The sequence below is a fragment of the Pandoraea pneumonica genome (assembly GCF_902459645.1).
GTDB classification, from domain to species: domain Bacteria; phylum Pseudomonadota; class Gammaproteobacteria; order Burkholderiales; family Burkholderiaceae; genus Pandoraea; species Pandoraea pneumonica.
The window spans coordinates 192,272-207,180 of record NZ_CABPSK010000006.1; the positions used below are offsets into that span (position 1 = coordinate 192,272).

The 14,909-nt window shown below is 63.9% G+C and carries 11 protein-coding genes; 1 reads left to right on the forward strand and 10 read right to left on the reverse strand.

Annotated features, from left to right (window positions below):
- Positions 1-6 precede the first annotated feature (6 nt).
- From PPN31114_RS24520 to PPN31114_RS24540, 5 genes are all read right to left on the reverse strand, one after another.
- Positions 7-1,209, reverse strand: coding sequence for a glycosyltransferase (locus PPN31114_RS24520; RefSeq protein WP_150682141.1), 1,203 nt, complete (start codon positions 1,207-1,209; stop codon positions 7-9).
- Positions 1,206-2,201 carry a hopanoid-associated sugar epimerase gene (gene hpnA, locus PPN31114_RS24525; protein ID WP_150682142.1) on the reverse strand — a complete coding sequence of 332 codons (996 nt, stop codon included), beginning with the start codon at positions 2,199-2,201 and terminating at the stop codon, positions 1,206-1,208. Before hpnA ends, PPN31114_RS24520 begins: the two co-directional genes overlap by 4 nt.
- On the reverse strand, positions 2,202-3,323 hold the full coding sequence (gene hpnH / locus PPN31114_RS24530; RefSeq protein WP_150682143.1) for an adenosyl-hopene transferase HpnH: 1,122 nt from the start codon (positions 3,321-3,323) through the stop codon (positions 2,202-2,204). It abuts the gene before it with no gap.
- A 23-nt stretch (positions 3,324-3,346) separates the two neighbouring features.
- Positions 3,347-4,306: a 4-hydroxy-3-methylbut-2-enyl diphosphate reductase gene (gene ispH, locus PPN31114_RS24535; RefSeq protein WP_150682144.1), complete on the reverse strand. Its 960-nt coding sequence runs from the start codon at positions 4,304-4,306 to the stop codon at positions 3,347-3,349.
- Positions 4,307-4,640: 334 nt separating this feature from the next.
- A complete protein-coding gene (locus tag PPN31114_RS24540) occupies positions 4,641-5,288 on the reverse strand; it encodes an MlaC/ttg2D family ABC transporter substrate-binding protein (RefSeq protein ID WP_150682145.1) in 648 nt (215 codons plus the stop codon).
- Between the two features lie 204 nt (positions 5,289-5,492).
- Between PPN31114_RS24540 and hpnN the strand changes: the two genes are divergently transcribed.
- Positions 5,493-8,102 (forward strand): hopanoid transporter HpnN, encoded by a 2,610-nt coding sequence (hpnN, locus tag PPN31114_RS24545; protein ID WP_150682146.1) that lies wholly within the window; start codon positions 5,493-5,495, stop codon positions 8,100-8,102.
- A 112-nt stretch (positions 8,103-8,214) separates the two neighbouring features.
- Here the strand turns inward: hpnN and dxs are convergent, their stop codons facing one another.
- The 5 genes from dxs to PPN31114_RS24570 are packed head-to-tail and all read right to left on the reverse strand — an operon-like array spanning position 8,215 to position 14,905.
- Entirely contained in the window at positions 8,215-10,131 is a 1,917-nt protein-coding gene (gene dxs, locus PPN31114_RS24550) for a 1-deoxy-D-xylulose-5-phosphate synthase (RefSeq protein WP_150682147.1), read from the reverse strand.
- 20 nt (positions 10,132-10,151) lie between these two features.
- Complete coding sequence (locus PPN31114_RS24555; protein ID WP_150682148.1) at positions 10,152-11,225, reverse strand: 2-aminoethylphosphonate aminotransferase; 1,074 nt, start codon at positions 11,223-11,225, stop codon at positions 10,152-10,154.
- A 41-nt stretch (positions 11,226-11,266) separates the two neighbouring features.
- The gene (gene aepY, locus PPN31114_RS24560) at positions 11,267-12,445 is read right to left on the reverse strand and encodes a phosphonopyruvate decarboxylase (RefSeq protein WP_150682149.1); all 1,179 of its coding nucleotides are present in this window, start codon (positions 12,443-12,445) and stop codon (positions 11,267-11,269) included.
- On the reverse strand, positions 12,438-14,144 hold the full coding sequence (aepX, locus tag PPN31114_RS24565) for a phosphoenolpyruvate mutase (protein ID WP_150682150.1): 1,707 nt from the start codon (positions 14,142-14,144) through the stop codon (positions 12,438-12,440). Before aepX ends, aepY begins: the two co-directional genes overlap by 8 nt.
- Entirely contained in the window at positions 14,141-14,905 is a 765-nt protein-coding gene (locus PPN31114_RS24570) for a phosphocholine cytidylyltransferase family protein (RefSeq protein ID WP_150682151.1), read from the reverse strand. The genes aepX and PPN31114_RS24570 overlap by 4 nt, the downstream gene beginning before the upstream one ends.
- Between the last annotated feature and the right edge of the window lie 4 nt (positions 14,906-14,909).

The window sequence follows — 14,909 nt, forward strand, 5'->3', positions numbered from 1 at the left end:
GCGGCGTTACACGTCTGACGATTGTTGTCCTCGTGCCTGCGCGCGCCCCTTCCACATGCCACCGCGGCCGCGCCAGTGTTGCAGCGCCGAGTCGAACGTAAAGACGGTGTAGAGCGCAGCCACCAGCGGCAACAGCGGGCCAAAGCTCGTCGGCTGACGGTAGAAGCGCAGCATCGGCACGTACGAGATGGTCATCGCGATCCACGCGAACAACCCAAGCCATTGCGCAATGCCCGACGCGAAAATTGTCATCGCAGGCGGCACGATAAACGTGAGCAGCAGCGACACGATCGTGCCTGCCAGCAGCACCGGCGAATACTGCAATTGCGCGTATGCGGTGCGTGAAACCATCTTGCGAATCTCGCCGAGGTTGTCGTACGGACGCACGCTCACGGCACGCTCGGTCAACCCCAGCCAGATCGCGCCTTGCTTCTTGAGCAGGCGCCCCATCGCGCAGTCGTCGATGATCTCGTCGCGAATGGCTTCGATGCCGCCACCGGCTTCGAGCGATTTGCGGTGAATCAGCATGCATCCACCAGCCGCTGCGGCCATGCGCTTCTTCGGATCGTTGACCCAAGCGAACGGGTAGAGCATCTGGAAGAACAGCACAAACGCCGGGATCAACGTGCGTTCGAACCACGCCGTGCAGCGCAGCTTCGCCATGAGCGACACGAGGACGCGGTTGTCGCCGGTCGCACGCGTGACCAGACGGCGCACGTTCTCGGGCGAGTGGGCGATGTCGGCATCGGTGTGCAGCAAGTAATCGGGCGCGATGCCGTCGTCGTTGGTCGCCTGGTCGCTCGCGAACGCTACGCCCTGACGCACGGCCCACATCTTGCCGGTCCAGTCGCCGGGTAACGGTTGGCCGCTCAGCACATCCACGCGACGCGTAAGACCGTCGGATGCCGCACGGGCCGCCGCAGCACGCGCCAGATCGGCGGTGCCGTCGTTGCTCTGATCGTCGACGACGACGATGCGCAAACGCCCCGGATAGTCTTGGCGGCACAGCGATTCCACGACCTGTCCGATCGACTCGGCTTCGTTGCGCGCCGGAATGACGACGGCCACCGCTGGCCACACGTCGGGCACCGATAACTGATCTTCGTCGAGATCATCGCGTTCGCGCGCGCGCCAGAAGCCGCCCTGCGAAATCAGCAGATAGATCCAGATGGCCAACGAAAGCGCGGCGATCCAGGCCAAAACAGTCATGACAAATATCCGGCGGAGCGAAACCAGGCGAGCGCGTCACGCAAGCCATCGAGGTAGGGGCGGGCGGTGTAACCCAGTTCACGCTTGGCCTTCTCGGACGAGAAGAACATGTGATAGCGCGACATCTTCAGGCCGTCGACGGTCACGAACGGTTCTTTGCCGGTGAAGCGTGCGACACCTTGCGCTGCCATCGCGAGCGGATACAGCGGCCAGCGCGGCAGTGCGACCGTCGGGGCTTTGCGGCCCACGAGGCCCGCAATCGCGGCCAGCATCTCGCGCAGCAATACGTCGTCGCCGCCCAGAATGTAGCGCTCGCCGATTCGGCCGCGCTCCAGCGCCAGCAGGTGACCTTCGGCGCAGTCGTCGACGTGCACGAGATTCAATCCCGTGTCGACAAAGGCCGGAATCTTGCCCTGTGCCGCTTCGACGATGATGCGTCCCGTTGGCGTGGGCTTGATGTCGCGCGGCCCGATGGGCGTGGACGGATTGACGATCACGGCGGGCAGGCCGTCGTTGGCGATCATGCGCTCGACCAGACGCTCGGCCGCGACCTTGCTGCGCTTGTACACGCCAATGGTCGTGGCTTCATCGTTGGGAGAGGTTTCGTCGACCGGGCCGGTCGCGCCTTGCACGCGCAACGTGGCAACGCTGCTCGTGTACACCACGCGCTCGACGCCTGCACGCAGCGCGGCTTCCATCACCGTGCGCGTGCCATCGATATTGGCCCGCATGATGTCGTTGGGATCTTTCGCCCAGAGGCGGTAGTCGGCCGCGACGTGGAGCAGGGCGTCCACGCCGGCGAGTGCACGCTGCATCGATGCCGCATCGCGCATATCGCCTTCGACGACTTCGACGGGCAGGTCGGCGAGGTTCGCGCGCGGGCTGGTGCCACGCACCAGCAGGCGAACCTCGTGACCGCGCGCGAGCGCCGTGCGTGCTACCGCAGAACCGACGAACCCGGAGGCGCCGGTGACCAGCACACGCGACGGCATTTACGCCTTAGCTCGCTTCAGTTCGTCGAGTTTGATCTCGACGTGCTTCGAGAACACATACTCGGCCGGACGTTGCTTGGCGAACGACACGTCGTCAGCCATCGGGCCGTCGGTACGCACGCCCTTGAGCGCGACACCGAGGGCACGCAGCGGACGCGACAGCGTATCGTTCACGGCGGTGGCTTCGAAGCCGCTGTGGACCATGCAGTCTGCGCACTTCTCGTAGTTGCCCACGCCGTACTTGTCCCAGTCGGTTGTTTCCATCAACTCGGTGTACGTCTTGGCATAGCCTTCGCCGAGCAGGTAGCACGGACGCTGCCAGCCGAACACGGTACGCGTCGGGTTGCCCCACGGCGTGCAGTGATACGTGCGGTTGCCGGCGAGGAAGTCGAGGAACAGGCTCGATTGGCTGAACGTCCAGTCCTTGCCGCCGTTGCCGCGCTTCAGAATGTCGCGGAACAGTTGCTTGGTCTTCGAACGGTTCAGGAAGTGCTGCTGATCCGGGGCGCGTTCGTAGGCATAGCCCGGCGACACGGTGATACCGTCCAGGCCCATTTCCTTCGTGGTGTCGAAGAACTTGGCGACCTTTTCCGGATCGGCGTTGTTGAACAGCGTGCAGTTGATGTTCACGCGGAAGCCGCGCGATTTCGCCAGCTTGATGGCGGCGACGCAGCGGTCGTACACGCCGTCTTGGCACACCGACGCGTCGTGCATTTCACGGTCGCCGTCGAGGTGGATCGACCAGACGAAGAACGGGCTCGGCTCGTAGTCGTCGATCTTCTTTTCCAGCAGCAAGGCGTTGGTGCAGAGATAGACGAACTTCTTGCGCTCGATGATGCCCTTGACGATCTGCGGCATTTCTTTGTGCAGCAGCGGTTCGCCGCCGGCGATCGAGACCACCGGTGCGCCGCATTCGTCCACGGCATCGAGGGCGTCTTTGAGCGAGACGCGCTGATTCAGAATGGGATCCGGGTAGTCGATCTTGCCGCAGCCCGAGCAAGCCAGGTTGCAGCGGAAAAGCGGTTCAAGCATGAGCACCAGCGGGTAACGCTTGTTGCCCTTGAAGCGTTGCTTCATCAGGTAGGCGCCAACATACGCCTGTTGCAGGAAGGGGATGGCCAAGTTCGGCTCCTGTTCGTGTTGCGTTAGCCAGCGACCGCGTGGCGTGCGGCGACCGGCTCGTCTTTGGTCAATTCCGACGGCAAGCGGAATTGGATGGTTTCCTCGATGCCGTCCATGAGCGTCACTTCGACGGTGTCGATGCGGCGCAGCGCGTCGATCACGTCTTCGACCATGCGCTCGGGCGCGGACGCCCCGGCGGTAATACCGATGCGGGCTTGGCCGCGCACCCACTCGGGGTTCACTTCCGAGCCGTCGGCCACGAGGTAGCTAGGCAACCCCATTTCCGAGCCGATTTCGCGCAGGCGGTTCGAGTTCGAGCTATTCGTCGCGCCGACCACCAACAGCACATCCACGCGCTCGCACAGTTCGCGCACGGCGGTCTGGCGGTTTTGCGTGGCGTAGCAAATGTCTTTGGTGTTCGGTCCGACGATATTGGTGAAGCGTTGTTGCAGCGCGGCAATGATACCGCGAGTCTCGTCGACCGACAGGGTGGTCTGCGTGACGTACGACACCGGCGTGTTCACCGGCAAAGGCAGCAGATCGACATCGGCTTCGGTTTGCACCAGGTGCACCGGACCGTCGATTTGGCCCATCGTGCCTTCCACTTCGGGGTGACCCGCGTGGCCGATCAGGATGACTTCGCGTCCAGCGGAAACGTAGTTCTTGCCCTGAATATGCACTTTGGTCACGAGCGGGCACGTGGCGTTCAAGACTTTCAGGCCGCGCGTCTGCGCTTCCTGTTCAACCACACGTGCAACACCATGGGCGCTGAAAATAGTGACAGCGCCCGCAGGGGCTTCGGAAAGCTCGTCGATAAAGCGCGCGCCTTTGGCCTTGAGGGAATCGACCACATGCTTGTTGTGGACGATCTCATGGCGTACGTAGACCGGCGCGCCGTATTTTTCCAGGGCACGCTCGACGATCTCGATGGCACGTATGACACCCGCACAAAACCCGCGGGGTTGGGCAAGGATGACTTGCATTCAGCTCTCCGGCTCAGGTCGGCCGGGATGGCGGTTTTATCGGGGAGTCCATGTCGAATACATTGGCCTCATGGAACGCCGCGTGCCGTTTTTTGTGGCGCGTCGAGCCTGCCCGCGGGGGGACCGCCGTCCGGTCGTTTGACAAGCGACGATTGTAACCGCCGCGGCCAAATATTGCTGACGACCCCCTGTGGGGGACCGTTAGCCGTTGTTACATAAATATTGACGAATTGGCACCGATCTGGGCCGAATCTGCGGCGATCGGGCGGCCAATGAGTACAACGTCCCTGCGAGGAGAGTGGCGGACCCGGCATCGTGTGCCGAGCCCTTGATTTTATTTGCCGAAACGGTCGTTCTTGTCGCGCAGATAAGCGATCAGGCCGTCGATGCCGCCCTGTGCAATGCGCGCCTTGAACTGCGGCTGATACAGCTGGATGAGCCAGGCGTCGGCGACGTTTTCGCCCATCATGTTGATGTCGTAGATTTTCCAGCCCTTGTCTGTCTTGCCCAGACGGTAGGCCACCGAGAGCGTGTCGCCGGTGCCGCTGACCGTGGCGCCGACGACAGCGTCGGTGCTGCCTGCCGACACTTTGGCCGGATCGTACTTGAACGAGAGCTGCGAGCCGCGCACTTGCGAGAGTTGCAAGGCATAGGTGTTCACGAGCAACTGCTGGAATTGTTCGAAGACCTGCTGCTGCTGGGCGGGCGTCGCGCCGTCGAACGCCTTCGGGCCGACGGCGTAGCGCGTGGTGCGGCGGAAGTCGGTGTAAGGCAGGAAGTCGCGCTCGACCACTTTGGCGGTCGCGGCCACATCGCCGTCACGAGCCGCCGGATCGGCCTTGGCCGCCTTGACGACCGTCTCGACGGCGGTTTTCACCATATCGTTCGGATTGGCGTTGTTCGTCTGTGCCCAGACGCCCGACGAAGCGGTTGAAACGGCCAAGGTGGCCGCGGCCATCGCCGTCACCAGAAATTTCTTCATACGTAGGAACCCAGCTTCTCTTCGTTGGTTTAAATCGGGTAGGGCGTAGTGTATTCCACGCGGCCCGCACGCGGCCCGGTATACTGCTTCGATTTTGTAAATTCACCATTTCAATGGCCTGATCGACGGTCTTTTCCGCCGATTGGTTCCCGGTGCAGTTGCCTTTCCATCCGTTTTGCCCATTTTCTCTTCCGGAACCGCTACATGCTGACTTCGCTCGTCGTGCGCATCGTCCGTTTCTCGGCGAAGCACGCGTACCCAGTCATCTTCGCCTCGCTGCTGCTGACCGTGGCCAGTTGCGTGTATGTCGCCAAGCATTTCGCGATCAACACCGATGTTTCGAGCCTGATCGACTCCAATACGCCCGCCGCCGAGCGTGGCCGGGAGATCGACCGCGCCTTCCCGCAAAAAGCCGACGTGACGCTGGCCGTCGTGCAGGCACCGGCCATTGAATTCGCCGACCGCGCCGCCGCCGAACTGGCGGAAAAGCTCGCCAAAGAAAAAGATGTATTCCGCGCCGTGAGTCGTCCGGGCGCGGGTGAGTTCTTTGCGCGCAATGCCTTGCTGTTCGCGTCGGTTGACGATGTGAAGAGCCTCACCGGCAAGCTGAACGACGCGAAGCCGCTGCTCAACCGTCTCGCGCAAGACCCGAGTCTGACGGGGCTGTCGAATCTGCTGTCGGTCACGCTGCAAACCCCATTGCTCACCGGGCAGGTGAAGCTGCCGGAGATGGCGCGCTTGCTGGGCAATGCGGCTGACACGACCGAAGCTGTGCTGGCGGGCAAACCGACCGCGATGTCGTGGCGCGCACTCGTCACGCCCGATACCGTGGCACGCAGCTATGTCGAAGTGCAGCCCGTGCTCGACTATGCCGCGCTGGAAGCCGGGGCCAACGCGGCCTCGCGTATCCGGGCAGCCGTTGCCGATCTCAAGCTCGAAGAACGCTACGGCGCGACGGTACGCCTGACCGGCCCGCGCCCGCTCTCCGACGAAGAATTCGCTTCGGTGCGTGAAGATGCTGGTCCCAATGCCGTGATTACGTTGCTTGCCGTGCTGGTGGTGCTGTGGCTCGCCGTGCGCTCGGGCAAGATGATCGTCGCGGTGTTCATCACGCTGCTCGCCGGTCTGGCCATTACCTTCGCGCTCGGTCTGATGATGGTGGGCGCGCTGAACATGATTTCGGTCGCGTTTGCGGTGCTCTTCGTGGGCATCGGCGTCGATTTCGGCATTCAGTTCGGCGTGCGGTATCGCGAAGAGCGCCACCGCCTTGGCGACGACGATGGGGCGCTTCAGGGCGCGCTCGCAGGGGCTGGCAAGGCGATTGCCATGCCGTTGTCGCTGGCCGCCGCCGCGACCGCTGCCAGCTTCTTCTCGTTCTTGCCGACCGACTATCGTGGCGTGTCGGAACTGGGGTTGATCGCGGGCGTGGGCATTCTGTGCGTGGCCTTCCCGTCGGCGATCACGTTGTTGCCTGCGCTGATCAGCGTGTTCAAGCCGCGTGGCGAAGCGAGCCCGCCGGGCTTTCGCAGTCTGGGCCGGGTTGATGATTTCACCGAAAAGTATCGCAACCCGCTGCTCTACGGCACGCTCACGCTCGTGGTCGCCGGGTTGCCGTTGCTCGCCCATTTGCACTTCGACTTCAATCCGCTGCATTTGAAAGATCCGCATACGGAGTCGATGGCGACGCTGCTCGATCTGGCCAATTCGCCCGAAGCCGGGGTGAACGACGTGCAACTGCTCGCCGCGAATTTAGATGCCGCAGATGCCGATGCCGCCAAGTTGCGTGCAGTGCCGGAAATCGGGCGTGTGGTGACGTTGACGACGTTCATGCCCGCCGAGCAGCCGGAGAAGCTCGCACTGATTGGTACGGCGGCGACGTCGCTGCTGCCTGTGCTGTCGCAAACGCCGCTGCCGCCGGTGGCGGACGCCGCACGCGTGTCGTCGCTCAAGACGGCGGCAGGGCAGTTGGAAGACGCGGCAATCGATCATCCGGGCGAAGGGGCGAAAGAGGCCCAGCGGCTCGCTGCCGCACTGCGCAAGCTCGCCGCAGGCGACGCTGCCACGCGAGACCGTGCGGAACGTGCGATTGCCGGGCCGCTCAAGCTGGCGTTGGGTCAGTTGCGCGACGCGCTGCAACCGCAGGCAGTGACGCGCGAATCGTTGCCCAAGGACATCGTTTCGCAATGGGTCGCCGCCGATGGCCGCGCGCTCGTGAACATTTCGCCGCGCGTAGCGAAGGGCGCTGACCCGAGCGACGACGCGATGCTGCGCAAGTTCAGTGCCGCGGTGCTGGCGACGACGCCCGATGCGGTGGGCGGGCCCATCTCGATCCTGCGCTCGGCGGACACGATCATCCGTTCGTTCATCGAAGCGGGTATCTGGGCGCTGCTGTCGATCACAGTGCTGTTGTGGCTGGCGTTGCGCAACTTCGGCGACGTGCTGCGCACGCTCGTGCCGCTGCTGGTCTCGGCGGCGGTGACGCTCGAAATCACGGTCATCATCGGCTTGCCGCTGAATTTTGCGAACATCATCGCGTTGCCGCTGCTGTTGGGCGTGGGCGTGGCATTCAAGATCTACTACGTGATTGCCTGGCGTCACGGGCAGACACGCTTGCTCGCCTCGAGCCTCACGCAAGCTGTCGTGCTGTCGGCCGCGACCACGGGCATTGCTTTCGGCAGTCTCTGGCTGTCGCATCACCCGGGCACGTCGAGCATGGGCAAGCTGCTGGCGCTCTCGCTGGTGTGCACGCTGATCGGCGCGGTGTTCTTCCAGCCGGTACTGATGGGCAAGCCACGGGACAAGACGGCGAAATAACGCTGTCCCCACAAAGCAAAACGGCACCGAAAGGTGCCGTTTTGCTTTTCTGCCCAGCGAAGCACACGAAGCGCAGCGCGATGCGGCGAGACTTATTGCGACTTATCGCGAATTACTGCGATGAAGGGACCGCTTCGACCTTGCCGCCAAGCCGTTCCGCGAGCGCGCGGCGAATCGAAGCGGCAATACCCGTGGCATCGAGCCCGACCGACGCCAGTTGCTGCGCGGGCGTTCCTTGATCGATGTACTTATCGGGCAAACCGAGTTGCAGCACGGGCACCAGCACGCCGTGCGCGTTGAGCGCTTCGACGCATGCCGTACCGGCACCGCCCATGATCGCGCCTTCTTCCAACGTCACGACGAGGTCATGCGAGCGGGCCATTTCGAGCACCGTGGCTTCGTCGAGCGGCTTCACGAAGCGCATGTTGACTACACTGGCGTCGAACTCGTTGGCCACTTGCTCAGCGAGCGCGACCATCGGACCAAAGGCCAATACCGCCACGCGACGTCCTGCCGGGGCGGCGCTCTGGCGGCGTACCTGAGCGCGCCCGACGGGCAGCGTGGACAAGCCCGCTTCCGTTTTCACGCCCGGCCCCGTGCCGCGCGGATATCGCACAGCCGACGGCCCATCGATACCGAGCGCCGTCTGCAACAACTGGCGGCATTCGTTCTCGTCGGCCGGCGTCATCACCACCATGTTCGGAATACACCGCAGGTAGGCGATATCGTAGGCACCGGCGTGCGTCGCACCGTCCGCCCCGACCAAACCGCCACGGTCGATCGCAAAAACGACCGGCAGGTTTTGCAGCGCGACGTCGTGAATCACCTGGTCGTAGCCGCGTTGCAGGAACGTGGAATAGATCGCGACAACGGGCTTGAGGCCTTCCGTGGCGATCCCGCCCGCGAACGTCACCGCGTGCTGCTCGGCGATGCCCACGTCGTAGTACCTCTCCGGAAAGCGTTTCTCGAATTCCACCAGCCCCGAGCCTTCGCGCATGGCGGGCGTGATGCCGACCACGCGTGCGTCGGCTGCGGCGGCGTCGCAGAGCCACTCGCCAAACACTTGCGTGTAGGTCTTCGGCGTGACGGTCCCCGGCGCTGCCGGACGAATGCCTTCGCTCGGATTGAACTTGCCCGGGCCGTGATACAGCACCGGATCGGCTTCGGCGAGCTTGTAGCCGCGACCCTTGCGTGTGACCACGTGCAGGAATTGCGGCCCCTTGAGCGCCTTGATGTTCTCGAGCGCCGGAATTAGGGCATCGAGATCATGACCGTCGATCGGGCCGAGGTAGTTGAAGCCAAACTCTTCGAACATCGTGCCGGTGGGCGACACGATCGCCTTGGCGTGTTCTTCGAGCTTGTGTGCGAATTCGCGCATCGGCGCCGGGGCGTTGCGCAACAGATTGCGCACGCTCTCTTTACCGGCGGAATAGAACTGGCCCGACATCAGTCGCGTGAGGTACTGGTTGAGCGCACCCACGGGCGGTGAGATCGACATGTCGTTGTCGTTGAGCACGACGAGGAACGGCAGATCGTCGTACACGCCCGCGTTGTTCAGCGCCTCGAACGCTTCGCCTGCAGTCAGGGCGCCGTCACCGATCACGGCAATCGCATGACGCTTCTCGCCCTTCACCTTGCTGGCGAGCGCCATGCCGAGCGCGGCGGAAATCGACGTGCTCGAATGGGCCGTGCCAAAGGTGTCGTAGGGCGATTCGTCGCGCTTCGGAAAGCCAGACAAGCCTTGCCATTGGCGCAGCGTCGGCATGGCTTCACGGCGACCAGTGAGGATCTTGTGCGGGTATGTCTGATGACCCACGTCCCACACGATGCGATCGTTGGGCGTGTCGAACACGTAATGCAGCGCAATCGTCAGTTCGACCGTGCCGAGGTTCGACGACAGATGCCCGCCGGTGCGCGACACGTTGTCGAGCACGCAGGCGCGCAGTTCGTCGGCCAAACGGCGCAGGTCGGCGCGCGAGAGGGCGCGCAAGTCGGCGGGGGAGCGGAGGTTGGCTAGGAGTTCTGCCATGGCTGAGCGTCCGGTCCCGCTTACTTCACCAACCTGGCGAACGACGCCAGCAGGCGATCGATGTCGGCAGCCGTCAGGTTACCCATCGTCGAGATGCGGAACAGTTCCTTCGACAAGCCGCCTTGACCGGCATAAATCACAAAGCCATCGGCCTTGAGCCAGTCGTGCAGGCGGGGGTAATCCACACCGGCGGGCAGTTTGTACGCGCGCAGTACGACCGACGATTCGTTCGACGGCAGCACGCTGTCCATGCCCAGTGCGGCAAGGCCAGCGCGTGCCTGCTCGGCTAGCGCACCGTAATGGGCGTGACGTTGTTGCCAGCCACCGGCGTCTTCGAGCTCACGCAGGGCTTCGACCAGCGCGTAATACGCATGGACGGACGGCGTGAACGGCGTATTGCGCTCGGCTTGCAGCTTCGCCAGTCGTGCGATGTCGAGGTAATACGTGCGGCTAAACGCCTTGGCAAGCGCGTCCTTGCGCACCATCACGAACGACACGCCCGGCACACCGTGCACGCACTTGTTCGCGGTAGCGGCCACGGCCACGATGCCCGAATCGTTGAAATCGATGGCTTCGGCGGCGAAGCTGCTCACGCCGTCGACCAGCAAGTCGATGCCGCGCTCGCGGCAGGCGCGCGCGATGCCGCCCAGTTCGTTCAGGCGGCCCGTGGTCGTTTCGTGATGAATGATCGCCACATTGGTGTACGGACGCTCGCCAGCGGCGTCGAGCTTCGCGACGATCTGCGCCAAATCCGGAGCCTGCATCCATTCGAAATGAATGACGTCGTGATCGATGCGGTACTGCTTGGCGATTTGCGAGATGCGTTCGCCGTACACACCGTTCTCGACGATCAGCAGACGGCCGTTTTCGGGCACGAGACCCGCCGTCATGCTCTCGACCGCAGCGGTGCCCGAACCGGTCATCAGCACCGGCGTCCACACGGCCGGGTCGAGGCCGTAGACGGCCGTCAGACGCGCACGGGCTTCGTCTTGCAAGTCGAAGAACTCGGGCTCACGGTGGCACAGATCGGGTTGCAGCAGGCTCTTGCGGACACGCTCGGTCAGGGTAACGGGGCCCGGATTCAGTAACAGCATGGCGAAGCTTCCTCGGCGGATATTGTTGTAAGGGGGGAGGCTCAGGCGTGAGCCTTAGCAATGTGATCCATCAGACGCGATTTCACGGCTTCGGGCGTGACCTTCGGGCGCGGCAAGCCGTCGGGCGTGCCGGGGCGCGTGGTCAGGCAGGCAAAGCGCGGGCCGTCGCTCAGGCTCGTGCTACGGCCGTCGAACAACTGTTCGATGACATCGAGCGTATCGCCTTCGAGCGCGAGCGCATAGCCGCTGGCCGCCGCCACACCCGCGAACGAGATTGTCGGTGACACCGTGGCTTGTGCTCCGGTCGAGTCGTGCGATGCGTTATCGAGCAGCAGATGCACGAGGTTCGACGGGCCATACGCGCCCAGTGTGGCGAATGCGCCCATGCGCATCAAGGCCGCACCGTCGCCGTCGAGGGCCACCACGCGCAGGTCGGGGCGTGCGAGCGCCAGACCGAGCGCCAGCGTGGTGACGCAGCCCATCGAGCCGACCATATACAACTGGTTGGCGCGGTCGTCGAGCGCGTAGAGTTCGCGTCCGCAGAAGCCGGTCGAGGCCAGCACCACGGTGCCTTCAAGGGGGGTGTGCGCGATAACGCGCTCAAGCGCATCGCGGCGCGTCGGCAGATCGGCCGGGCCCACGCCGCGCATCAGCGACGCCGGGGCAGGCTGCGCCGGGCGCGCGGGACGCTCCGCCGGTTGCAGCGGGAACGGCGCGACGCTGCCTTTTTGCATCACGAGTGCGTAGGGGCGGCCCGTCTCGTCCATATGACGCACAGCGCGCTCCAGGGCGGGGGCAATGGCGTCCGGCTCGGTCGGGAACAACTCCCACGGCACTTCCATCAGGTCGAGCATCGCGGGGGTGATCGGGCCCATGAGCGCGTGCTGCGGCTCATCGGTGATCCCCGGCTGGCCGCGCCACGTCACGATCAGCAACTGCGGCAGACGGAACGTCCACGTGAGCGACGTGAGCGGGCTCACGGCATTGCCGAGGCCCGAGTTCTGCATCATCGTGACGGCGCGTGCACCCCGGCCTTCGCCCAGCGTCGCACCCGCCGCGATGGCGACCGCGTCGCCCTCGTTGGCGGCCGACAGGTAGTGCAGCGTCGGGTCTTGCAGTACGTAATTGATAAACGGCGTGAGAAACGAGCACGGCACGCCCGTGTACCACGTGAAGCCGTGCGTACGCGCGGCTTCGACGAACTGACCGGCTTCAATCACCTTGCGCCTCCGCGTCGGCACCGCTAAACGGCGTCTGACCATGGGCGAAGTCCGCGGCACGGCGGAATTCTTCCATGTCGTTCACGCCGCGCCAGTGGCCGTGCACGTACTGCACTTCGATTTTTGCGCCGTCTTCGACCAACGCGTTGATCAGTTCCGGCATGCCGAGCTGATCGAAGTCGGGACGGGCTTGCAGGGCAGTGAACACGCGCTGGAGGTGAGCGCGGCCTTCACCGCGTACGCCCAGCAGGCCGATCCAGCGGCCATTCGGCGTGCGGCCGTCGTCGGTGGCGTCGCCGCTGATCTTCTCGAGCAGCACTTGCTGGCCGAACAGGCCGCGATCGTCACCGGCCGAGCAGTACGCAAAATCGCGCACGCTGGCGTTGGCCGCATTCGCGGTGGTGGCAGCGGTGGAATCGACCACCACGGTGATGTCGGCATCGCTCTCGACCAAATCGCGCACGATGTAGCTGCGGAACAGCAGGTCGCCGTACGAGATGACGGTGTCGTGGGCGAACGCGTCGCTCACGCGAGCGAGCGAGGCGAGCTCACCGGTTTCGGCGAAGCGCTCGTTGATGGCGAGCGTGATACCGGCCGTGTCGATCGCGTCGGCACGATAGCCGCCCACCACCGTAATGTCGTTCACGTTCTGCTTTTTGAAGCCGTCGACCAGCCAGCGCAGCAGCGGCTTGCCAGCGACCGGCAGCATCACTTTCGGGCGGTCCGTCGTCACGCTCTCGAGGTTCTTGCCACGGCTTGCGGCAAGCACGATGGCCGAGCGCGGCGCGTTGGCGGCAGACAGGTAGCGGTCTTCGGCTTCGGTGTACTCGTCGGCGTCTTGCAAGCGGAAGATTTCGTCCACCGTCGCAATACGGTCTTCAACGTTGATGAGCGTTTCGCTGCGGTGAATCTCTGCCGCGACCGCTTGCATTGCCGACGTGGCCGAGCGAATCAGATGGTTCGCCCAGATCACGACGCTGATACCGGCTTCGCGGAACACGTCGGTCGGCGTGCTGTAGTACTTGGTCGGCACGATCACCAGCGGGCAGCGGTTGTCCCACTCACGCGCGAACTGCACGATCTCGTCGGCGCGCTTGAGCTTGCTGTGAATCAGGATGGCATCGGCACCGGCCAGGCGATACGCCTCGGCGCGGCGCAGGGCTTCTTCCATGCCCCAGCCTGCGATGAGGGCTTCGACGCGCGCGACGATCGAGAAATCGTCGTCGGCCTGCGAGTCTTTACCGGCCTTGATCTTGCCGCAGAATTCGTCGATGTCGGCGAGCGGCTGGCGTTCGCCGCCGATGAAGCTGTTGGTCTTCGGGAAGACCTTGTCTTCGATACAGACGCCTGCAACACCACGCTGCTCAAGCTTGCGCACGAGACGGCGCATGTTGTTGAAGTTGCCGTAGCCGGTGTCGCCGTCGAGCAGAATCGGCAGATCGCTGGCGTCGGCCATGAATTCGAGGTTGTCGACTACCTGCGTCCAACTGGCTTCGTTGTTGTCACGCACGCCGAACTGGGCGGAAATCGCGAGGCCCGATGCCCAGATGCCCTTGAAGCCTGCCTCGCGCACGATGCGCGCCGACAGGCCGTTGTGGGCTTCCATCAGGAATTCGAGCTGATTGCTGCGCAGCATGGCGCGCAACTGTGCCGCGCGCGTGGCGGTCGGCGGCAGGGTGAATGCGTCGGGAGCGTTCATTCGGACACCATCGTGAGCGGTTCGAGTTGCGGCAGCACCTGATCGGCGGCGCGCTTCACATCTTCGGGGTAGTCGATCTCGATCCACGGGAAGCCCGTGACATCAGCGGTCTCGAATTGCGCGCCGCGCTCGAGCAGCAGATCGCGTACGGCTTCTTCGTGCGGCATCTTGGCGCGGCCCGATTCGACGTAATCGCGCGTGATTTCTGCCAGACGCGTGGCCGTCGCTTCGTTGAAACGGAAGAAGCCGACCGACTCGCCCACGGTGTCGTATTCGAGGCCGACCATCACTTGCTTACGCAGTTCGACCGGCACGCCATCGCGCAGGCACAGCTTCACGGGCTCGTCGCCCACTTCGAAGTCGCGGTCGATGAGCAGACGGTTGGCCGTCTTGCCCACCACCAGCGCGTTAAAGATGCGCTGATCGTAGAGCACGTCGGCATCCATCACGAGCACATCGCCGCCAGCGGTCATCGCTTCGGCGGCCGTGTGCAGCGTGAGCACGCTGCCCAGATGGAATTCGGGGTTCAGGTAAATCTTCGGACGCGGGGTCCAGTTCAGGCGTTCGAGTTCTTCGCTCACCTGTTCGTGATGAAAGCCGAGCGCGAGCACCACGTCGGTGATGCCGGCCGCTGCGAGCATGCGCAGATGGCGCTCGAGCAGCGACATGCCGTCGAACTTGAGCAGGCACTTGGGCGCCTGCTTGTCTTCGGGCTGGAGCAAACGCAGGCCCATGCCTGCTGCGAGAATGATGGCCCGCATGGTC